Raw genomic sequence first — 21,932 nt, forward strand, 5'->3', positions numbered from 1 at the left:
TCGCGATCATAGAAACCCACAAACGCTCATTGAACTCACCCACGCGATCATAGAAAACCCACAAACGCTCATTGAACTCACCCACGCGATCATAGAAACCCACAAACGCTCATTGAACTCACCCTCGCGATCATAGAAACCCACAAACGCTCATAAAACTCACCCACGTGATCATAGAAAACCACAAACGCTCATAGATCTCACCCTCGCGATCATAGAAACCCACAAACGCTCATTGAACTCACCCTCGCGATCATAGAAAACCACAAACGCTCATAGATCTCACCCTCGCGATCATAGAAAACCACAAACGCTCATTGAACTCACCCACGCGATCATAGAAAACCCACAAACGCTCATTGAACTCACCCACGCGATCATAGAAACCCACAAACGCTCATTGAACTCACCCTCGCGATCATAGAAACCCACAAACGCTCATTGAACTCACCCTCGCGATCATAGAAAACCACAAACGCTCACAGCCAACTATAGCCATACAAAAAACAAGCACAATGAGCAAATTCTCCACTCACCATGCTTGCTTTCCCTCAATACAACCGCTCAGGCGAAATGATTTCCGCATCCACTACAGGTATACGACCTTGCAATTCATCAATACGCTCTTCCATTTCCTGCATCTGCTTTCTTTGCGCTGTTATCTCGAGCTCTTTCTCGTGTAATTGCTTTTCTAAATCTTTCACACGTCGACTACCGCTGTACGACTTGTAGATAGCAAATAGTCCACTGACTAACGCGCCGAGTAATGCAGAACCAAGAATAACTAATACGAGTGGAATCATTTCTGTACTAAACAAGAAGTTAACCGGCACTGACTCCACATTGAACACCGCAAATACCGCAATAATAACAGCAAACACTAAACTGAGTAACACCGTCCACTGAAACTTCATACCACCATTCCTCCAATCAAAAAAGCAGGATATACCGAAGTATACCCTGCTTTTCCTATGGTTCAAACGTCTTAAACGACTGGTTCGTCTGAGCCCCATTGCTTTTTCTCTTTTTCTACTTTCAAACCGCCACTCTTTGTAATTTGCTTCTTCTTCAGATCAAACCAAAGCTGTGCGGAAATCAAGATAGATGAATACGTGCCTGCAAGTAAACCGATCAACAACGCGATAGAGAATGGTTTGATTGATTCTGCACCAAGCATCATCAACGCAACAACTACGAAGATGACAGTCAAGACGGTGTTAACCGAACGACCGAGTGTTTGACGCAATGATTTATTGACAATCAAAGCCAATTCATCTGCATTATCAATATGCTTCGAGTGGTTCAAGTTTTCACGAATCCGGTCGAAGGTGACAATCGTATCGTTTATCGAATAACCAATGATCGTTAAGACCGCTGCGATAAACGTGATGTCCACTTCGAGACGCAGAATACTGAAGACCGCGATCATGAAGAACGCATCGTGTAGTAAACCGAGAATGGCCGCTAGACCCATACGCCATTCAAAGCGAAGTGCTACGTAGATGATAATTCCGAGTGCTGCAATCGCTAGTGCATAAATCGCATTACGCACGAGCTCTTTACCGACTGTACTCGAAACTGTCGAAACATTAGGCTCTGCACCGTAAATCGCTTGTAATTCTCTCTTGATACCGTTGACTTCTTCTTGTGTGAAATCTTCTTTATATCGCGCAACTGCGATATTTTTCTCGTCACCTGAAATAACAACGTCCGACGTTGGATGACCGATCTCTTCTAGTTGCTTTGTGACCACTGCTTCATCGAGCGCGTCCGTAGCAAGAACCTCGACCCGTGTACCACCGGAGAAATCAATTCCTAGGTTGAGCTTGAAGACGCCAAGCATGATCGCACCGACTACTAATAGCGCAATAGAAATCGTATAGAAACGTTTTCTTACACTTACGAAATCGAAACGATCGAATTTCGTCGTTAAATCAAGTGTTTCATAACCTTCATCTGCTGAGTGTACGGCTTTCTTAGAAAGTCCAAACAAGCCGACTTTTCCGTCCAAGCTACCACTGTGAACGAGCAGTCCAAGCAATAGACGAGAGCCCCAAACAGCTGTCAAGAAACTGACTAAAATACTAATAATGAGCATTGTTGCAAAACCTTTAACAGAGCTTGTTCCAAAGATGAACAATACAACAGCCGCTAAAAGCGTCGTAATGTTGGCATCGAGAATCGCCGTGAATGAAGATTTTGCACCAGCTGTAAAGGAAGACTTGATGGACTTTCCTACACGCAATTCTTCTTTAATTCGCTCATAGGTGATAATGTTGGCATCGACCGCCATACCGACCCCGAGCATCAAAGCTGCGATACCTGGCAGTGTCAATACACCGTTGATTTTCGTAAACACTAGTAAAATTAAGTAGATATAAACAGAAAGTGTAACGACTGCAATAACCCCTGGCAAACGATAATAGAATGCCATAAAGATAAAGATTAAGCTGACACCAACGATTCCTGCAAATACTGTCTTTTCCAGTGCTTGTTCACCAAATTGTGCACCAACAGATGTAGAGTAGATCTCTTCCAAATGTACTGGTAATGCACCCGCGTTTAAAATGCCCGCAAGATTTTTCGTCTCTTCAACGGTGAAGTTCCCGGAGATTTCGACGTTCGATGAGTTAATCGTCTTTGAAACATAAGGAGCTGAGATAAATGCAGGATCTGGTTTCATTGCTTCTTCTTTAAAGGAGTTCTCGCCTTCTTTAAAGTCTAACCAGATAACCAACATATTGTTTGGCTTCTTTTGTACAATTTGAGATGTGACATCACCGAATTTATTCGGATCTTTCATTTCCAATGTAACAACAGGGTTGTTGTTTTCATCAAAATTGGCTTTCGCTTTACCTTCCTTCAAATCATTTCCGTCAAGCATCAAGTTGTCGTCCGCATCGCGGAATGATAGATTCGCTTGAGTGGATAATAATTCACGCGCAGATTCCTGATCTTCGACTCCGGCTAGCTGCACACGAATCCGATTGTTCGATTCGATCTGGATGCTTGGCTCACTAACACCGAGCACGTCGATTCGGTTTGTCAACGCGCGGGCCGTATCGGCTACCGTAGACTCCGTAATCTTCTGACCTTCTTTCAATGGTTTCACCTGATACAGGACTTCGAAACCGCCTTGCAAATCAAGACCGAGCTTAACGTCTTTTAAAATTGGATTTGTCGTAGAAAAAATCGTTGATGCTAGGATGACAATAAGCAGCAAAAACGCGACAATCCTTCCTCTGTTTTTCATATTTCCTTTTCCCCCTCATATACTAGAGCGGCACAGCACTTGTTATGTACTTCGTTCTCTCATTGTACAACATACCAATTATGAAACAGTCAGTTGTCTGTGTCAAATAGTTGACGACAATAGTTGCAAATTAATCGACCTTTTTTGGAGAAAAAAGAAGGGCACGTTCTTCATCACTCAATTCGGGATATTCTTTGCTGTTGCGCTGAGCCTCTGTCTGCGTGTGTGTCATAAATTGAGCAGGAGTCAATGCGAAGACATCCGCAATCATTTCATAAGCATGCATAGTTGACACATCTTTTTTTCGCCACTTTTTCACGACAAAATAATCCCACAACGCTTCTTCTGATATCTCTGCATAACCATAAAAATTAAACTCATTCTTTTTACTTTCAAGTGCAGGCAAAACCTGTGCATACAACTCTTTCGATAGTTCATTCAACGTAGCTTCCCCCTATCGCGGAATAAACTCGATTATAACACATACACTTAACTATATTTGAGATTTCCATACGGTTGTATTCATATCTATGGAGATTGAGAAGGAGTGGTTTACGTGTCATCCTTTATCCGCGGTACGATGTTCTTAATGGGCGCTGTCTTTTTATCGAAACTACTCGGATTTGTCTATCGAATTCAATTCATGCGAGTCGCGGGAGAAGAAACGGTTGGAATTTATATGACTGCGTATCCAGCGTTTGTGTTCTTTCTTTCACTCGTTCAGTTAGGCGTTCCAATTGCGCTCGCTAAAGTAATTGCTGAAATTAAAGCAAAAGGTGGCACAGTGCAACTACGGCAAGTGATGAAAACCGCTACGTTCATCACCATTCTGTCGGGTGCCATATTTCTTCCTGCAAGTATTTTATTCGTTCCATTCTTAGCAGGTAATCTGCTTGGCAATGCAGCTACGTCAAATGCGCTTTATGTAGCGATTGCAATCGTACCAGTGGCGGCCATTGGTGGATTAGTCAGAGGGTATTTCCAAGGGATTGCGCGCATAGAAGAAACTGCGTGGGCGCAAGTCATTGAGCAAATCTTTCGGATCATACTCATTACGTGGATGTTGCCATACATTCTTGCGCCAGAAGATCCAATGATCAACGCTGCGTATGCGATGGCTGTGACATTTTTGGCAGAAGTCGTTTCAGTACTGTATTTGCTACATAAATATAGACAACATCAAAAGACACTGCCAAAGAAACAGGAAAAAGAACCCCGTTATCCAATGGAGCCTATTCTTGAGGTAGCACTCCCTTCATCGGGTAGTCGGTTGTTCGGAACTTTTACTTGGTTTCTAGAGCCGATCATCTTTTTACGTGCGTTGAGTATGGCGGGCGTTGGTACTGTAGCAGCGACGTCATTATACGGTGTCATTTCCGGTGTCCTTATTCCGTTACTGTTGTTTCCGGCCTTTATTCCGTATGCTTTGTCCGTCGTACTCGTTCCTGCCGTTAGTGGTGCAGCCGCTTCAAGCAACGTCAAAAAGTTGCAGGAACGAATTCATTTAGCGCTTCGTTTATCCGCTTTAACGGGTGCGTTTGCAGCGACTGTATTTTATATTCACGGTCAAGCATTGGCGGAAAAGTTATTCCATGTAGTAGACGGTGCCAGTTATATGACGTTATTAGCTCCGGTCTTTTTCTTTTATTATATTCAAAGTCCATTGTATTCGATTTTGCAAGCTACCGGCGATGCGAAAGCCGGCATGATGAACTCGGTATATGGAGGGATTGCGAAACTTGCGGTCATGTTCATTCTAGCGTCACAACCGGGGTTGCAAGAAACGGGTGCTGTTCTCGCTATCGGTTTTGGTGTCCTTGTAACTTCATTCTTGCATATCGCTACGTTGCGGCAAAACAAATCAACAGCGACAGGATTCTCGATGTTCGCTATGACTTATGCCGCATTCTTATTAACCGTCGTCATGCGTCCAATCTTCATCCCCGTCGGATCGTACCATCTATTTACAGAATGCATGATCACATCCGCTGTATTACTGGCACTATTATTGTTAACGAGGCAAATTAAAAAGCAAGATTGGATTATGCTGCGGAATTTAGTGAAACGCTACTAGCTTTCCTTCAACTGTACTTTAATCTCACCTTGCTCATAAGAACAATAGAAAATAGTAGAAACATCGGTCAGTTGTTTAGCTTTTAATTCATCCATCAACCAATCTTCCGTCTTGTTAATTAATTGAAGATGTTCGGGCTGGATCTCCCCGTCGAGAATGAGCCCAATAATCGGTGAGCCATTATCTTTCGTAAAAACTGATAAATTTCCGGACGACTCTAAATAAGCAAATGTAACATCGTGTATGGATGCAATTTGATTTTCTCGCAGTTGTTGAAATAAATCATCCAAGTTATATCGTTGTTTACGCATTTCCTGTTCTTGGATTATCCCATGTTTAATAATCAATGTCGGATCTCCATCTACAAGATCTCGAAATGCTTTACTCTTCAATGAAATTAACGATGAAATATATTGAATCACAAGCAATAGGAGAATAGGTAACACACCGTTGATAATCGGTCGATCAGGCGATTCCACAATCATCGCTGCTACTTCTGCCATAATGATGAACACCACAACATCAATAACACCCAGTTCACCGACTTCCCGTTTACCCATAATTCGTAAAATCACTAAAAGAAAAACATAAAGAAAAATCGTTCGGAAACCTATGATCAACAGCTCATGCATCACGCATCTGCCTCCTTGCAACCTAGTGTTGCTTAGAGCGCAGATTCTATACGCACACATACAAAAAAGCGGCAATCTATGGACAATCCATTAGATAACCGCTTTTTATCATGCTGCTACTACTCTACCAACTGCTTGCTTGTCAAAACGCAAAACTGTCGTGTCAGAAACGCGTAAGAAAACTGACGTTTCGTCTACTGCGTCTACTGTTCCATGAAGCCCACCGATTGTTACAACTTCATCTCCACGCTTCAATGAGTTTTGCATCTCTTTCGCCGCTTTTTGTCTCTTCTGAGCAGGACGAATGAGTAAAAACCACATAATCGCAACCATGATTACTAAAGTGAAAATACCACTATATTGTTCCATCATCTTATATCTTCCCCCTTCCTGAATCATCAAGATTTATTATACTTGATTTAAAAGTTTTTTGCATTCGGTTTATTAAAGCCATATCGCTCAAAAAACTCTTCACGGAAATCACCTAGACGATCTTCGCGTATAGCCTGACGTATTTGCTCCATTAAATTCAGCAAAAAGTGCAGGTTATGATAAGACGTTAAACGAATACCAAATGTTTCTCCCGCGCGAATTAAGTGACGAATATACGCACGACTATAGTTTTTACATGCATAACAATCACAATTCGGATCAAGCGGACCAAAATCGCGTTCATATTTCGCATTTTTCACAACTAAGCGCCCTTCACTCGTCATCAACGTACCGTTTCTCGCAATACGCGTCGGCAATACACAGTCAAACATATCTATTCCACGAATCGCACCGTCAATCAATGAGTCCGGAGAACCGACACCCATCAAATAGCGCGGCTTATTTTCAGGCAATAAAGGCGTCGTAAATTCAAGCGCACGATTCATAATATCTTTTGGCTCCCCAACAGACAATCCACCGATTGCGTAGCCTGGGAAATCGAGTGACACTAAATCTTTCGCGCTTTGCTGGCGAAGATCTTTATATTCTCCCCCTTGCACAATACCGAATAATGCTTGTTCATTTGGACGTTGATGCGCCTCTAAACAACGTTCAGCCCATCTAGACGTCCGCTCGACACTTGCCTTCATATATTCATGTGTCGCTGGGAATGGCGGACACTCGTCAAACGCCATCATAATATCCGGACCAAGCGCGTTTTGAATTTCCATCGCTTTTTCAGGGCTCAAAAATAATTTATCGCCATTAATATGATTGCGGAAATGAACGCCCTCTTCTTTAATATCCCGGAATTTGCTTAATGAAAACACTTGGAAACCACCGGAATCCGTCAAAATTGGACGATCCCAGTTCATGAACTTATGCAGTCCGCCTGCTTCTTTAATAATTTCATGTCCCGGACGAAGCCATAGATGGTATGTATTACTTAAAATAATACCCGCACCCATTGCCTTCAACTCTTCCGGCGCCATCGTCTTAACCGTCGCTTGCGTTCCGACCGGCATGAAAGCAGGTGTTTCAAATGAGCCATGAGGCGTATGGACAATTCCTAGCCGCGCTCCTGTTTGTTTACATGTTTTTATATGTTCATACGTAATAGCTGCCAATTACACTCGTTCCTTTCTTGTAGCGGGACGAATAAACATCGCGTCCCCAAAACTGAAAAAGCGATACTGCTCTTTCACGGCTTCTTCATAAGCGGATAATACTGAGTCGCGTCCTGCAAATGCTGATAACAACATCAATAACGTCGATTTTGGTAAGTGAAAGTTCGTCACTAAGCCATCAATCGCTTTAAATTCATAACCAGGGAAGATGAAAATCGAAGTCCAACCGCTTGCAGCAACTACTACACCATCATTTTCCGAAGCAATCGTTTCAAGTGTACGCGTCGATGTCGTACCAACCGCAACAACTCGCCCCCCACTCGCTTTCGTTTCGCGCACAAGCGCTGCTGTCTCTTCCGTCACCACATAATACTCCGCATGCATCGTATGGTCTGCAATAGACTCCACACTAACCGGACGGAATGTACCGAGTCCAACATGTAATGTAATAAACGCGACTTTTACACCTTTATCACGCAATGCATTTAAAATTTCATCCGTAAAATGAAGACCCGCTGTAGGTGCGGCTGCTGAACCACGTTCTTTTGCGAAAACCGTCTGATAACGTGACTGATCTTCTAGTGACTCCGTAATATAGGGAGGCAATGGCATTTGTCCAAGTTGATCGAGCAACTCATAAAAAATCCCATCATAGATAAACGTAAATTCACGTCCACCTTGTTCACCGATTGCCGTACACTTCGCCTGCAAACGTCCGTCACCAAATGTTACGACCGTGCCTACTTTCACACGTTTCGCCGGTTTCACAAGCGTCTCCCAACGCTCTTCGCCAATTTCCTTCAGCAATAATACTTCAATCGTCGCACCCGTGTCTTCTTTCGTCCCGATTAAACGAGCAGGAAGGACCTTCGTATCGTTCAACACGAGCAAATCGCCCGCTTCTAGTTCATCCACTAACTCCCGAAAATGCTTATGTCCTACTTCTCCATTGTCGCGATCCATCACAAGTAATCGGCTCGCTGTACGGTCTAGAAGAGGGGTTTGAGCGATTAAATGCTCCGGTAAATCAAAATCAAAATCTTGTACATCCATCATGCTAACTCCTATCTGTCATTGCGGGAGCGGATAGCCGAAATGTGCATACGCTTTTTCTGTCGCCATCCGTCCACGCGCTGTGCGTTGAATAAATCCCATTTGTAATAAATACGGTTCATAAACATCTTCAATCGTCACTGACTCTTCTCCAATACTCGCAGCGAGTGTGTCTATACCGACCGGTCCGCCACGAAAACGTTCAATCATGCTGTGGAGTAATTGATGATCGATTTGATCGAGCCCATGACTGTCTACTTGCAACATATCGAGTGCTTCTTGTGCAATCGTCTGTGTAATCGTCCCGTTGCCACGGACTTGTGCATAATCCCGCACACGACGCAACAAACGATTGGCAATCCGCGGAGTCCCACGTGAGCGCATCGCCAGTTCGACAGCTGCTTGCGGATCAATCTGGACATCAAATAGTCCAGCGCTTCGAATAACGATTTCAGTCAGCGGTTCTACTTCATAATATTCTAGACGTAACGGCACACCGAATCGGTCGCGTAACGGGGCAGACAATGCTCCTGCACGCGTTGTCGCACCTATTAGAGTAAATGGAGGCAAATCGAGACGTACCGAACGCGCAGTCGGGCCTTTACCAACCATAATATCCAGGCAAAAATCCTCCATTGCCGGATACAGCACTTCCTCAATCGCGCGGTTCAACCGATGGATTTCATCGATAAATAACACGTCCCCCGGCTCCAAAGAAGACACAACAGCTGCCAAGTCACCGGGACGTTCAATCGCTGGACCACTCGTCATGCGCACATTGACGCCCATTTCATTACCGATAACTGTTGCCAACGTCGTTTTACCAAGCCCCGGCGGACCGTACAGCAACACATGATCCAAACTTTCTTGCCGACCTTTTGCCGCTTCGATGAAGATCGATAAATTATCTTTCACCTGCTGCTGACCGATGTATTGCTGTAATAATTGCGGACGTAACGATTGTTCAAAACTATCGTCAAACTCAGTTACTTCATTCGTCAAAATGCGTTCTTCCATTGGAACCACCTCCATCGTGTTAGCCTTGTTTCAATAATAGTTTTAACGCTAGACGCATATACCCTTCAGTATCGAGTTCTTCCTTTTCAAGCTGTGGCCGTACTTTCTTCAGTTCACGCTCCGAATAGCCAAGTGCCGATAACGCAAGAATCGCTTCATCCAGCTCATCACTTTCAGCAAGCGTTAATAACGTATCTTCTGAATCTGGCAAGTCAATTTCCGTAAACAGATCATGCAACTTGCCTTTCAAATCCAGAATCATCTGACGAGCCGTTTTCTTACCGACCCCTGGAAATTGCACAAGAAATCCTTCATCTTCGCGTTCAATCGCGCTGACGACTTGAGACGGCAATCCATTAGCGAGTATAGCAAGCGCACCTTTTGGACCGATCCCAGACACTGTAATTAGCTTGCGGAACAGTTCGCGCTGTTCAAGCGTTTTAAAGCCGAGTAATAGCTGTGTGTCCTCTCTGACGTGCAAATAAGTGAAAACTTGTTGCTGCTCTTCTGTAATATGGAATGCAAACGGGTTCGGCGTCATCACTTGCCAGCCAATTCCTTGCTGCTCCAAGACAATATATTCCGGTGTCACACGTGTCACTAACCCTTTTATGTAATCGTACAATGTATTCTCCCCCTAAAGTATACCTGCTATTATAGCATACGAACGGGTTTTCTACTTGTCAGACCTTTAGTTTTTCTCGCAAAAAAATGGACACGTGAAAGTCGTGTCCATTTTTACGAGTTACGCTAATTGTGCAGCTTGTTGTTTGTTGTGGAACTCGATGAAGTTATTGACAACTGTATCTAGGAAAGCAATCGTCGGCTCATCCGTCAAGTCGCCTTCTTCATTTAGCTTCGTATGGATCGCACCGATGTATACTTCGTTACCCGGCAATAAAATTGGTGCCAATGCTGGGTTCGATAGGATTTCACGTAGGTGAATCTGTGCTCGTACAGAACCGAAGACGCCCATTGAAGATCCAACGATGAAGCCTGTTTTACCGTGCAGTGTGAAATCACCGCCACGAGATAACCAATCGATTGCGTTTTTCATTGCACCCGGTATGGAGAAGTTGTATTCTGGCGTTGCGAACATCACTGCATCTGAATCTTTGACGTCATCTTTGAACGCTTGCACCGCTGCGGACGGTTCGTTTTCGTTATCTATTGAGAACATTTCCAAATCGTTGATGCGTACGGGTGTAATGTCTAGTTGTTCTTTATAGCGCTTCGCCATGAATTCGACTAGTTTTAGGTTGTATGATGTAGAACTTGTGCTACCTATAATTGCTTTTACTTTAATTGTCATGATGTATTGCTCCTTTTTTTGTGACTATATGCTATATTATTATAACTCTTGCTGTGTCGATTCTCTAGACATTTGCTCAGCTTTCATTACATTCTGTGCCGTTAATTATCCGGTCTAATTGGTTGAATTATTCGACAATGGGTATGACAATTAAAACTGTATTTTTTTGTTAACCGGCTGAACATTCTTATCATTATCTTAAGAAGACCCTTGAAGAATCAGCTCACTGAGGGATTATAAGAGACGTGTCCACCTGAAACATAAAGCAATGGTAGTATACCAAGATGTAAGGAGGATTATTCATGCGAAAAGTTTTGTATTCTAGTGCAGCCGCTGCTTTGTTGTTGGTTGGCTGTAGCTCGCCGGAGAAGACCGAAGATATTGACGTGGAAGCACCTTTGGAGGTACCTACAGAAAATACGGAGGTGACGCCGCCGCTTGATCGAGAGCCTACGAAGGAAATAACGCAATCTGTAGAAGGTGAAGAAATGACGATCACGATGGACCTAGTAGAGGGTCACGACTCGCTGTATTCGCTGTATATCGATAAAGAACGCTATACATTCGAAACAGGAGAAGATAAAGATGTGCTGAGGCCTGTCGTTGACGTTCCTGAAGGGTATCCAGAGGTACAGATGGAGTTTCTTATGATCGATGATAAAAAACCCGAAGAAGTGAAAGAAGACTTGCAGAAGGATACTGTTTATACAATGGAAGAAGAGAATGTCACGTCTCCTGTAGCTGCAATTTCACTACACGGTAAAGACGGTATTGAACCAGATAGTGAAGTGAAGACTGTGTATCTACTAGCAGCTGGCGCGGGAACATTACTCATTACGGAGACATATTTCCTTGAAGCGCAAGAAGGTCATGGTGCACGTTTCCATCATATGCTTGAGACACTTGAACTGAATGAATAACGCAAAAAATCCGACTGGAGTATTTTCACCAGTCGGATTTTTTTAATTTCCTGCATTATGATACACATTTTGCACGTCATCATCGTCTTCAAGCGCATCGATCATTTTCTCAAACTGTTCTTCTTGCTCTTCAGACAACTCTGCATAGACAGACGGAATCATTTCAACTTCCGAAGAGATCAATTCATGTTCCTCTGCTTCAAGCGCTTCTTTCACAGCTAAAAAATCAGCGGGTGTCGTGATAATCTCAAATCCTTCTTCCGTGGAGATGATATCTTCCGCACCTGCTTCAAGTGCCGCCATCATCACTGCGTCTTCGTCCGTTGTGTCTGTTCGCTCAATAAACAAGCGCCCTTTGCGTTCGAATAAATAATTGACGGAGCCAGTTTCTCCTAAACTACCACCATTTTTATTGAATGCTACGCGGATATTAGGACCTGTACGATTGCGGTTTTCTGTCAGGCAATAGACGAGTACGGCGGTTCCGCCTGGTCCATAACCTTCATAGATTACTTCCTCGTAGTTTTCATCCGCCCCGGCACCTGTTGCTTTATCGATCGCTCGCTGAATTACATCATTCGGGACATTCTCACCTTTTGACTTATCAATTGCTAGACGTAAAGCTGGATTCGTGTCTGGATCGCCTCCGCCAGACTTAGCCGCCACGTAAATTTCACGTGACATCTTCTGAAAGATCTTTCCTCGTTTTGCATCCTGTGCGCCTTTTCTGTTCTGGATATTTTTCCACTTTGAATGGCCTGCCATGGATCAAACCCCCTACTTCATCATTCGCTCTACATCATACCATAATCTTGGCCAATGTGAGAGGGCCGTTTCCGTAAATTGCAGGAGCTTGTTGACCATTCGCTGTCGTTGCGCAGCAGGAAGCGACAATAGATGCAACCATTCTCGTAACACTTCATTCGGATACAATAGTTTAGCTAAGGATTGATTGGACAACGTTTGTAAATCGGGATGCTCACCCATTAAAAATTCGGGATTATAGGAAATTTGCGGTAGCACGCGATGCATCCATAACACACGCTCATCCTCGGCTGTCCCTAAACACGCCAAATCGAAATCAATAAAGCGAATTTGACCCGAAGCATCACGCAAAATATTATGATGCACTACGTCACCATGCAGTAAGGTTAACGAATCGACGGGTGGCGCTTGCTTCTTGCAAATCTTCAACGCATCTTGACCATACGCGAGCAACTCTTCAATCGTATGAAGAGGAAGGAACTGCTCGCACATCTCTTGCAGTTCCAAAAACTTCGCTAAACGGACGTCCCATTTCTCTAACATATGATAATAAGGAAGACAGGAAACAGTTGACCAATCAACTTGGGACTTCGTATCATGTAATGCTTGTAGTGCTTTAAATGAATCGATCCGATCGATTCTACGCTTGAAATTGACAGCACGCGCTCCTTCAAGCCACGGCTGTATCAGAAGCAATGGATCTTGTTTCTCTAAAACAGGTACGATGTGTGGAAAATTGTGAACGCTAAGTACTTGATGAACTTGTCGAACTTTCACCGCTTGCGCAAGTGATTCGTATTTCTTTACAGAATATACCGCTCCGCCAGATTCCATTTTCCAGACGTTCTGTTTTATTTTCGTAAATCGCTGATGATCTGTCATATCCCATTATGGGTTTCTAGGCCAATCATCCTGATTAGGCGTCGGATAATTCGGCATATTTTGTGGCCACGGCATCGGGTTCATTGGTTGAGGCCATGGTTGCATCATAGGTGCTGCTGGCGGACACACAGGCAACCATTGAAATGGTTGCATCGGTGGCATGGAGTGCATTGGCCATTGCGGCTGTTGCTGACCAGGCCATTGTGGTGAACAAGGGTCTTGATAGTCTTGATTAGACGGACACCATGTTGCCGGTGTGCACGCTTTCGGTGGAATCGATGGCTGAGCTGGCGGTACCATTGGCATCGGCATTGGTTTTGGCGCTGACTGTTCAGGCATCGCGACGGGTGGCGTTGGCGCTGGCATCGGTGTTGGTCTCGTCGACGTGTGCAGAGAGCTGGATTCTATTAACTGCCAACCATCCGGCATTGGGATAGGTGCTGGTCGATGGTGATGATGCGATGATTCCTCATACCATTTCGAAGACTCTTTTGACGGTAATGGCTTAATAGGCGCTTGCATCGCTGGCGGCATTGGTTGTTGTGACATGTGCGGATGACAGTCCGCATCGAAAATCGGCATCCACCCACAAATAGGAAACACGGCTTGCCACATCGGCACTGCCGGCATGTGCGGCAATTGAGTTGCTGGTGGTTGCTGTGGCATGTGCGGCATCTGTGGTGGTTTTGGTGGTTGCATTGGCATTTGTGGTGTCTGCGGCAACGGTGGTACTTGTTGTGCAGGTGGCTGCGGTTTTGGCGGTGTTGGTTTTGATGGCTTCGTATGTGATTGTGGCGGTATCACCGGTTTCTCTGATGGCTTATGGTGCGGTTTTTCTGTTGGCTTGTGGTAAGGTTTCTCTGATGGCCCATGGTGCGGTTTCTCATGTGGTCTTACCTCTCGCTTCGATTGCTCACCTTTACGAATCGGTTTTTTCTTATCCATCGGTAAAAAGATCTTCATCCCAGGTACAATGTAGTCAGGATTCGCGAGATGTGCGTTCACCCGCTTTAGTTCTTCAAATGGAATATTGTATTGCCTTGCGATCTTCCATAACGTATCACCTTTGACAACAATATGAACTTCCACTAACATTTCCCCCTTCCATCAATCCATCGTATGAACGGACGCCTAATTTGGTTACTCGTAAGCATCCTCTCTTGTCATGTATATTCAGTAGGAAAACGTTTATTACAAAAAATCCACCCAACCAGCGTTAGCTAGTGGATGGATTACTTTCATATACATAATAAGAACCTAATGAACGAGCCGTGCAACCAAGCGCTGCTAACTCCTCCATCGCACCTTTCATCATTGGGTGCTCTTCGGATTCCATAATATCGATAATAAAGAAATATTGTCCGAGCCCAGTCTTCAACGGTCTCGATTCAATTTTACTCAAGTTCAGACGGCGCCATGAGAAAACGGATAAAATCTGGTGCAACATACCCGGCCGATCATCTTCAGGTAATTTGACCATCAATGTAGTCTTCACTGAAGCTTCGTGCTTGTTATGTTCAAGCTTTTCTTTTCGCAACGACAATACAACAAAACGCGTGTGATTAAAATGGAAGTCATGAATATTTTCTTCTGCTATATGTAGGCCGTACGTTTCTGCCGCCAGACGATTACCAATTGCTGCAACGCGCAATTCTGGCTGTTCAGAAATAGATTTAGCTGCCGCCGCTGTCGAAGTCGTCCGAATTAAAGGAACACGACGATAACGATACTGTAAAAACTTATGGCATTGTGCAAGGGCATGTGGGTGAGATTGGATGGATTCCAATTCATCCATATGATCCATTTGCGCTTTATTTACTAGTAAGTGTTGTTCAATCGGTATAGAAATTTCCGCAGCGATGAATAATTCTCCACCATGGAATAGGTAATCAATCGTCAACGGTACAGAACCTTCGAGCGCATTCTCTAATGGAACGAGCGCATACGCAACATGTCCTGCCGTAACAGCTTCAATACAATCCGGAATCGTCGGTCGTGGCGACAATCCTTCTTTACCAAATAAATCAACAGCCGCGATATGTGTAAATGTGGCTTCAGGTCCCAAATACGCAACGGACGGTGTATATTTCTTCTCTGTCATTTCACTTTCATCTCCTAAGCTATTCAAGCGATCAAACTTAAAACACTCCTGAACTAATTAAATCAACAGAATCAATAAATCGAGGCGCTTTTAATCGCTGTAAAAAGGCTTCTACTTTTATTTCCATTTCCGTAACATCAAGTGACAATGTAATATTGGCACGACCTTGTACAGGTATTGTCTGGTGGATCGTCAAGACATTACACTTCGACTCAGAGACGATTTCCAATAGCACAGCCAATGACCCTTTCAAGTCTTCTAGTTGAATAAAGATTGTCAAAATGCGGTCCCGTGCGATTGACTCGAACGGGAACACGGCATCACGATATTTATAGAAGGCGCTGCGTGACAGACCAACCCGTTTAGTTGCCTCTTGGATCGTTGTCACTTCGCCCCTCGCTAACATTCTTTTCGCTTCCAGCATCTTCTGCATGGATTCTGTCAACACATCTTCTCGGACCAAATAAAACTGGCCTTCCCCGATTTGCTCCATTACGATCCCCCCACAACGAACGATTACAAGTCTTACTCCAAGAATTCGAACTCGTAATTCATGATCCGAACAATATCCCCGTTCTCCGCACCACGTTCACGCAATGCATCGTCTATACCCATTCCGCGCATCTGACGAGCAAACTTTCGAACGGATTGATCGAAGTTGAAGTCTGTCATCTGGAACAACCGCTCTAGTGTATAACCTGACAACACGTAGGCGCCATCGTCGTCGCGTGAAATAACGAAATCCGGCCCTGTCGCTTCGTGTTTATACAATACAGAGTTTTCGTCTTCCTCGACTTCTTCCAACATCGGGAATTCTGGTGTCGTTTCCAACAAATCGAGTACCGCATACAATAACGGATCTAGTCCAGTTCTTGTCAATGCAGAAATCGGGAATACTTGTATTTCTTCGTCACCCAATGCTTCTTTGAATTCAATCAAATTCTCTTCTGCATCTGGCATATCCATTTTATTAGCAACAATAATTTGTGGACGTTCTGTTAGGCGCATATTGTACTGCTCAAGCTCTGCATTGATCGTGCGGTAGTCGTCGATTGGCTTGCGACCTTCTAGTCCAGACATATCAATGACGTGGACAATAACACGCGTCCGCTCAATATGACGTAAAAACTGATGGCCAAGTCCAACGCCTTCATGTGCGCCTTCGATTAATCCAGGCAAATCAGCCATAACAAACGTACGATGATCATCTGTTTCCACCATCCCTAAATTTGGAACGAGTGTTGTGAAATGGTAGTCCGCAATTTTCGGCTTCGCTGCAGAGACGACAGATAGTAACGTCGATTTACCGACACTCGGGAATCCTACTAGACCGACATCTGCTAGTACTTTTAATTCCAAAATAATGTCTCGACTTACTCCCGGTTCTCCTTTTTCAGATAGTTCAGGTGCTGTGTTCTGTGGTGTAGCGAAACGGCTGTTTCCTCGTCCACCACGTCCACCACGAGCAATTACCGCTGTCTGGCCGTCTTCCACCAAATCGGCAATAATCGTTCCCGTTTCAGCATCCTTAACAACTGTACCCGGTGGAACTTTAACGATCATATCTTTCCCGCTACGTCCGTGCATGTTCTTGCTGCCGCCATGCTCTCCACGCGGGGCTTTGAAGTGACGCTGGTAACGGAAGTCCATTAACGTACGTAAACCTTCGTCTACGATAAATGTAACATCTGCTCCTTTACCACCATCTCCACCCGCGGGTCCACCATAGGCAATATATTTTTCACGACGGAATGCAACCATACCGTCGCCACCGTCGCCACCTTTAACAAATACTTTTACGTGATCTACAAACATTATTTATTTTCCTCCTAATTGTCCACCGATAGTAATCGTCCATTGATTCGATTCTCCGTGGACTTCGACCGTAAACTGAGATGAGTTTTCTGGGATGTCTAGTTGTTTTATGCATACTTCTGAAAACGTCAATTGAATAAACCAAGACGTCTCTTCCGTCACCACTTCAATGGTTACTGCACAATTTGCATAGCGCTCAATTTTCGGAATCACCATCTGTACGAGATTTTCCAAATAATTTACAAGCACTACGTCGAGATCGCTCGAATCAATTTTCGAAACGATGTCGCAATACAGTTCGACTGTCAAGACAGGATAACGCCACTCAAGTGTCGTCAGCCATTCTTCTGTATACGGCAGACAAAGCTTTTGAAGCAATGCTTGCCGCTGCATATCTGCTGTTTTTTCTAGGATGCAGTTTTTAGCTTCTGTATATTTTCCCATATCAATATACATAAGCAATAATTGAAGATCATTCATATGATCATGTCGACTAAATTTCACCGCTTGCGACACGTTCAATTCATTCTTGCCCATTATTTTCACCGCCAGCTCAATTCGTACTTCTTAGTATAGCATTTTCATACAGAAATCACTAAAATAATCTTCGTGTTTGTGAAGTTTCGTGTTTTGGGATTGTGGAAGCGGGGGTGACGCTCACGAAATATAGCTTCATGATCATAGAAACCGCTCCAACGCTCATAGAACCGAGTCTCGCGATCATTAAACCTACTCTAACGCTCATAGAAACCAGCCTCGCGATCATTGAACCCACTCCAACGCTCATAGAAACCAGCCTCGCGATCATTGAACCCACTCTAACGCTCATAGAAACCAGCCTCGCGATCATTGAACCCACTCCAACGCTCATGGAACCCAGTCTCGCGATCATTGAATCCACTCCAACGCTCATAGAAACCAGCCTCGCGATCATTGAACCCACTCCAACGCTCATAGAAACCAGCCTCGCGATCATTGAACCCACTCCAACGCTCATAGAACTCAGCCTCGCGATCATTGAACCTACATAAATCTATCCCATAAGAAAAAGGACTGCAACGAGTGCAGTCCTTTTCCTATGTAGTCATGCTATCCGATTAAGCTTCTTGTGTTTGTGGGTAGACACTGACTTTCTTCTTGTCGCGGCCAAGGCGTTCGAAACGAACGACGCCGTCGATTTTTGCGAATAGAGTATCATCTCCACCGCGTCCAACGTTTTCACCTGGGTGAATTTTTGTTCCGCGTTGACGATAAAGGATTGATCCGCCCGATACGAATTGTCCGTCTGCACGCTTAGCGCCAAGACGTTTCGAATGGGAGTCACGACCGTTCTTAGTAGAACCTACTCCTTTTTTCGATGCGAAAAACTGAAGATCCAAACGTAGTAACATAGTTGACACCTCCTACTTTTCAAAGGATAATTGTATATGTTTTGCATATTCTAATTCAATCGTCTGTAAAGAAATAATCATCGCTTGAACGAGTAACTGGACTTCCGCATCGCGCGCCGTCACCGGAAACGCTACACGTAAATATCCGCCATTCGCACCTTGCTCGATTTCCGGTATAATCCCCGTTAGCTCAGCAATTGCATTAACCGCACCAAAGGTTACAGCTGATGCACCTGCGCATACTAAGTCTTTACCATGTTCTGCAAAGTCTGCATGACCATCCATCTCAAAAACTGAAATGCGCCCTGAAGGCTCTTTTATAATTCGTACATGTATCATGTCGGATTACAGATTGATTCCGTCGATCACGATTTTCGTGTATGGCTGACGATGACCTTGTTTTTTGCGGTAGTTCTTTTTAGGCTTGTATTTGAAAACCGTAATTTTCTTTCCACGGCCTTGTTTGACAACTGTACCTGTTACAGTAGCGCCTTCTACGAATGGAGCACCGACTTTAATGTCTTCGCCACCAACCATTAGGACTTTGTCAAAAGTAACCACTTCTTCAGCTTCACCAGAAATTTTCTCGATGTAAATTTCTTGGCCTGCTTCAACTTTGATTTGTTTTCCACCAGTTTCAATAATTGCGTACATACTTGCACCTCCTCTTATTTATACAGACTCGCCTTGGCAGGTGATTCGTCTTGCGAATACTTGAACCTGTTTAGTGCGGTTGTAGCACGGGTGCTACAATCAATAACAGTAAAATATTATCACGTAGAAAATAAAAGGTCAAGCACTATCTTTTTCGAAATAATATCTAACTGATATAAAAAAGAAAAACCTCAACGTTATGAGGTATTTAAGCCGTAAATAAAATAGTAAGGATATCGTTACAATGCGTTTCACTGGTGTATTTCCTTGAATTTAGTGAGTGGTACTGTCACCCTTACGCTAAGTTTTTTCACATGAATTTTAAAAGTATAGAAGTGTCGGTTAGTCACGTAATTACTACCATTATCGCCCAGAATATTTATAATGGGTCTAATGTTTCTTGAATTAGGCCTAGGTTATTCACATAATTCCAATCGACTCATCTGCTAACTACTCGACGAACGCTTCCTACCAATCGCCAGCTGTTCGAAGATTTGTTCATATTTTCGAAAACGATAGGAGATAATATTTTGAATAGCTAAAAATGAGGTTAGCAGTACGTAAGGCATGCTGTCGGGTAAGTAGCTGGTCAAATAGACGCTTAGCGAGATGGATGCAATGATGGAGTAGAGTGTGAAGTGTGAACGTGTACTATATTTATTTTTTTCGGTCTCAAGCAATACCGAAAGAACTTGTCCACCATCCAGTGGCAAGATCGGGAGTAAATTGACAGTTAGTAAAATGTGCTGAATTTGCAAAAATTGCTCGCTACCAGGAAATTCTATTACTAAGCCAATGACTAACAGAACGGCTGTTGCGATAGGTCCCCCTAGCGCTGTCATCAGCCGTTGCTGCTTCGTTGCGAGCTGTCGATTGACAATCTGCAATTCCCCTCCGTATGGAAAAATCGTACAATTTCGAATTTTCATACCAGCTTTTGTAGCGGCCAATACGTGTCCGAACTCATGAAATACTAACGAAAATAAAATCATTGCGTACAAGGAAACACCACCGACGACCATGAAAAATAAGAAAATCGGCAATAAAATAGGATGAATGCGAAATTTCATTTGAGGTCGCCTGTCATATACGTCGCAAGAACGGTTGGCTCCAGCGGAATTCCGTTGCGTTTCACTCGGATATAAATCGCTTCTTCATCCATCACTGCGATTTCGTCTCCTCGCCTCACAGCGGTGTAAGGTAATGTTGAAAACGAACCGACAAATCCGTACGTCACTTCATCCCCGTTATCATATTGCACCGTCACCGTCTTACCTGACGAACGTGTGTAGCCTGTAAATACGACGAGACCATTGCCTTGTGACGTAATAGCTAACGGTTGCGTATACGAAATAATAGCGCCATCTTGATACGGCTGAAACGATTCATATGAAGCGAATGGGTCGAATGCTGATTCAGCAGATACCGTGATGGATTCGTCATCTGCCAACCAAGAGGAAACCCACTTTTTCATAATGACAAAATCTTTACCTGTAGTCACATATTGTGTAACCGGCACATTCACAAGCTGCCGTTCTTCTAATTTTGATAAGCCGACAATAGACACAGTCAACACAAAGGCGATGATCCATTTCGTTCTCCACTTCACCACGTCCCCTCCTTTACCTGTAGTGTATGAGAGGCTGTCTAGTAAAATGCAAAAAAACTCAGCACCGAAAAGGCACTGAGTGTTAATACATCTATTATTTCCCGAACATACTCTTGATTTTTCCAAAGAATCCTGTTTTGGTTTTCCCCATCGTCATCAACGGCACCGATTCGCCTAAAATGCGTCGGGCGATATTACGATAGCCAATAGCTGCCGGATTCGTTGGGTCCATCACGACAGGTTCACCTTTGTTAGAAGAAGAAATGACATTTCGGTCATCCATTACGATTCCTAGTAGATCAATCGACAAATGCGTCGTAATCTCATTGATATCCAATGTTTCTCCACTTTCCATCATGCCTTCACGGATCCGGTTAATGATCAATTTAGGCGGCTCAATCCCTTCTTCTGCTTCAAGCAAACCAATGATTCGGTCTGCGTCTCGCACAGCGGAGATTTCCGGAGTCGTTACAACGATTGCACGGTCTGCACCAGCAATAGCGTTTTTATACCCTTGCTCAATACCTGCTGGGCAGTCGATCAGTACATAGTCATAATCCATTTTCATCTCAAGAACAAGTTTCTTCATCTGTTCAGGATTAACTGCGCTTTTATCTGTCGTCTGAGCTGCCGGTAGTAAAAACAAGCGATCTTCAAAACGCTTGTCCTTTACGAGCGCCTGATGGACTTTACAGCGTCCTTCTACTACGTCGACAAGGTCGTATATGATTCGGTTTTCAAGACCTAAAATAACATCTAAGTTTCGTAGACCGATATCTGTATCAATCAAACACACTTTTTTACCTTGTAACGCAAGAGCGGTACCAAGATTCGCGGACGTGGTTGTTTTACCAACGCCACCTTTACCAGAAGTAATAACAATTGCTTCTCCCAA

The 21,932-nt window shown here is 43.9% G+C and carries 26 protein-coding genes and 1 other annotated feature; of the genes, 3 read left to right on the top strand and 23 right to left on the bottom strand.

From position 1 onward, the window contains the following. Positions 1-551: 551 nt before the first annotated feature. From ORD22_RS02815 to ORD22_RS02825, 3 genes are all read right to left on the bottom strand, one after another. Positions 552-914 carry a LapA family protein gene (locus ORD22_RS02815; protein WP_317644353.1) on the bottom strand — a complete coding sequence of 121 codons (363 nt, stop codon included), beginning with the start codon at positions 912-914 and terminating at the stop codon, positions 552-554. A 71-nt stretch (positions 915-985) separates the two neighbouring features. Beyond that, positions 986-3,253: a protein translocase subunit SecDF gene (gene secDF, locus ORD22_RS02820; RefSeq protein WP_317644354.1), complete on the bottom strand. Its 2,268-nt coding sequence runs from the start codon at positions 3,251-3,253 to the stop codon at positions 986-988. Positions 3,254-3,383: 130 nt separating this feature from the next. Next, a complete protein-coding gene (locus tag ORD22_RS02825; RefSeq protein ID WP_317644355.1) occupies positions 3,384-3,695 on the bottom strand; it encodes a post-transcriptional regulator in 312 nt (103 codons plus the stop codon). A gap of 114 nt (positions 3,696-3,809) precedes the next feature. On the opposite strand from ORD22_RS02825, the gene ORD22_RS02830 reads away from it, so the two are divergent. After that, positions 3,810-5,327, top strand: a complete 1,518-nt coding sequence (locus ORD22_RS02830; protein ID WP_317644356.1) for a putative polysaccharide biosynthesis protein — start codon at positions 3,810-3,812, stop codon at positions 5,325-5,327. Here the strand turns inward: ORD22_RS02830 and ORD22_RS02835 are convergent. From ORD22_RS02835 to ORD22_RS02865, 7 genes are all read right to left on the bottom strand, one after another. Beyond that, positions 5,324-5,959, bottom strand: coding sequence for a DUF421 domain-containing protein (locus ORD22_RS02835; RefSeq protein WP_317644417.1), 636 nt, complete (start codon positions 5,957-5,959; stop codon positions 5,324-5,326). The two genes, ORD22_RS02830 and ORD22_RS02835, sit on opposite strands and share 4 nt — an antisense overlap. Before the next feature lie 108 nt (positions 5,960-6,067). Further along, positions 6,068-6,328 carry a preprotein translocase subunit YajC gene (gene yajC, locus ORD22_RS02840; RefSeq protein ID WP_317644418.1) on the bottom strand — a complete coding sequence of 87 codons (261 nt, stop codon included), beginning with the start codon at positions 6,326-6,328 and terminating at the stop codon, positions 6,068-6,070. Between the two features lie 50 nt (positions 6,329-6,378). Beyond that, the gene (tgt, locus tag ORD22_RS02845; protein WP_317644357.1) at positions 6,379-7,518 is read right to left on the bottom strand and encodes a tRNA guanosine(34) transglycosylase Tgt; all 1,140 of its coding nucleotides are present in this window, start codon (positions 7,516-7,518) and stop codon (positions 6,379-6,381) included. After that, a complete protein-coding gene (gene queA / locus ORD22_RS02850; protein WP_317644358.1) occupies positions 7,519-8,571 on the bottom strand; it encodes a tRNA preQ1(34) S-adenosylmethionine ribosyltransferase-isomerase QueA in 1,053 nt (350 codons plus the stop codon). It lies immediately after the preceding gene. A gap of 18 nt (positions 8,572-8,589) precedes the next feature. Continuing rightward, positions 8,590-9,588 (bottom strand): Holliday junction branch migration DNA helicase RuvB, encoded by a 999-nt coding sequence (ruvB, locus tag ORD22_RS02855; RefSeq protein WP_317644359.1) that lies wholly within the window; start codon positions 9,586-9,588, stop codon positions 8,590-8,592. A gap of 19 nt (positions 9,589-9,607) precedes the next feature. Then, entirely contained in the window at positions 9,608-10,213 is a 606-nt protein-coding gene (gene ruvA / locus ORD22_RS02860; RefSeq protein ID WP_317644360.1) for a Holliday junction branch migration protein RuvA, read from the bottom strand. A 120-nt stretch (positions 10,214-10,333) separates the two neighbouring features. Next, positions 10,334-10,900 (bottom strand): NADPH-dependent FMN reductase, encoded by a 567-nt coding sequence (locus tag ORD22_RS02865; protein ID WP_317644361.1) that lies wholly within the window; start codon positions 10,898-10,900, stop codon positions 10,334-10,336. Between the two features lie 302 nt (positions 10,901-11,202). Here ORD22_RS02865 and ORD22_RS02870 point away from each other — a divergent pair, with 302 nt between their 5' ends. Further along, positions 11,203-11,820, top strand: a complete 618-nt coding sequence (locus ORD22_RS02870; RefSeq protein WP_317644362.1) for a hypothetical protein — start codon at positions 11,203-11,205, stop codon at positions 11,818-11,820. A 42-nt stretch (positions 11,821-11,862) separates the two neighbouring features. Here ORD22_RS02870 and ORD22_RS02875 read toward each other — a convergent pair whose 3' ends face one another. From ORD22_RS02875 to ORD22_RS02905, 7 genes are all read right to left on the bottom strand, one after another. After that, a complete protein-coding gene (locus ORD22_RS02875; RefSeq protein ID WP_317644363.1) occupies positions 11,863-12,585 on the bottom strand; it encodes a YebC/PmpR family DNA-binding transcriptional regulator in 723 nt (240 codons plus the stop codon). 12 nt (positions 12,586-12,597) lie between these two features. Beyond that, positions 12,598-13,467: a phosphotransferase gene (locus ORD22_RS02880; RefSeq protein ID WP_317644364.1), complete on the bottom strand. Its 870-nt coding sequence runs from the start codon at positions 13,465-13,467 to the stop codon at positions 12,598-12,600. A 6-nt stretch (positions 13,468-13,473) separates the two neighbouring features. After that, positions 13,474-14,556: a LysM peptidoglycan-binding domain-containing protein gene (locus ORD22_RS02885; RefSeq protein WP_317644365.1), complete on the bottom strand. Its 1,083-nt coding sequence runs from the start codon at positions 14,554-14,556 to the stop codon at positions 13,474-13,476. Between the two features lie 127 nt (positions 14,557-14,683). Then, positions 14,684-15,568 carry a prephenate dehydratase gene (gene pheA / locus ORD22_RS02890; RefSeq protein WP_317644366.1) on the bottom strand — a complete coding sequence of 295 codons (885 nt, stop codon included), beginning with the start codon at positions 15,566-15,568 and terminating at the stop codon, positions 14,684-14,686. 37 nt (positions 15,569-15,605) lie between these two features. Beyond that, the gene (locus ORD22_RS02895; RefSeq protein WP_317644367.1) at positions 15,606-16,061 is read right to left on the bottom strand and encodes an ACT domain-containing protein; all 456 of its coding nucleotides are present in this window, start codon (positions 16,059-16,061) and stop codon (positions 15,606-15,608) included. A 32-nt stretch (positions 16,062-16,093) separates the two neighbouring features. After that, positions 16,094-17,383, bottom strand: coding sequence for a GTPase ObgE (obgE, locus tag ORD22_RS02900; protein ID WP_317644368.1), 1,290 nt, complete (start codon positions 17,381-17,383; stop codon positions 16,094-16,096). Between the two features lie 3 nt (positions 17,384-17,386). After that, entirely contained in the window at positions 17,387-17,920 is a 534-nt protein-coding gene (locus ORD22_RS02905; RefSeq protein ID WP_317644369.1) for a Spo0B domain-containing protein, read from the bottom strand. Between the two features lie 137 nt (positions 17,921-18,057). Between ORD22_RS02905 and ORD22_RS02910 the strand changes: the two genes are divergently transcribed. Continuing rightward, positions 18,058-18,414, top strand: coding sequence for a hypothetical protein (locus ORD22_RS02910; RefSeq protein WP_317644370.1), 357 nt, complete (start codon positions 18,058-18,060; stop codon positions 18,412-18,414). Between the two features lie 66 nt (positions 18,415-18,480). Here ORD22_RS02910 and rpmA read toward each other — a convergent pair whose 3' ends face one another. The 6 genes from rpmA to minD all read right to left on the bottom strand — a co-directional run bounded on the left by rpmA (position 18,481) and on the right by minD (position 21,932). After that, positions 18,481-18,774: a 50S ribosomal protein L27 gene (gene rpmA, locus ORD22_RS02915; protein ID WP_317644371.1), complete on the bottom strand. Its 294-nt coding sequence runs from the start codon at positions 18,772-18,774 to the stop codon at positions 18,481-18,483. A gap of 12 nt (positions 18,775-18,786) precedes the next feature. Next, positions 18,787-19,113, bottom strand: coding sequence for a ribosomal-processing cysteine protease Prp (locus ORD22_RS02920; RefSeq protein WP_317644372.1), 327 nt, complete (start codon positions 19,111-19,113; stop codon positions 18,787-18,789). 6 nt (positions 19,114-19,119) lie between these two features. Beyond that, entirely contained in the window at positions 19,120-19,428 is a 309-nt protein-coding gene (gene rplU, locus ORD22_RS02925; protein WP_317644373.1) for a 50S ribosomal protein L21, read from the bottom strand. Positions 19,429-19,442: 14 nt separating this feature from the next. Next, positions 19,443-19,519: a sequence feature (ribosomal protein L21 leader region), on the bottom strand. A gap of 355 nt (positions 19,520-19,874) precedes the next feature. Beyond that, entirely contained in the window at positions 19,875-20,498 is a 624-nt protein-coding gene (locus ORD22_RS02930) for a metalloprotease (RefSeq protein ID WP_317644374.1), read from the bottom strand. Further along, on the bottom strand, positions 20,495-21,037 hold the full coding sequence (locus ORD22_RS02935) for a peptidoglycan DD-metalloendopeptidase family protein (protein ID WP_317644375.1): 543 nt from the start codon (positions 21,035-21,037) through the stop codon (positions 20,495-20,497). Before ORD22_RS02935 ends, ORD22_RS02930 begins: the two co-directional genes overlap by 4 nt. Before the next feature lie 94 nt (positions 21,038-21,131). Continuing rightward, the gene (minD, locus tag ORD22_RS02940) at positions 21,132-21,932 is read right to left on the bottom strand and encodes a septum site-determining protein MinD (protein ID WP_317644376.1); all 801 of its coding nucleotides are present in this window, start codon (positions 21,930-21,932) and stop codon (positions 21,132-21,134) included.

This window comes from Sporosarcina sp. GW1-11, from assembly GCF_033088395.1.
In the GTDB taxonomy this organism is placed as follows: domain Bacteria; phylum Bacillota; class Bacilli; order Bacillales_A; family Planococcaceae; genus Sporosarcina.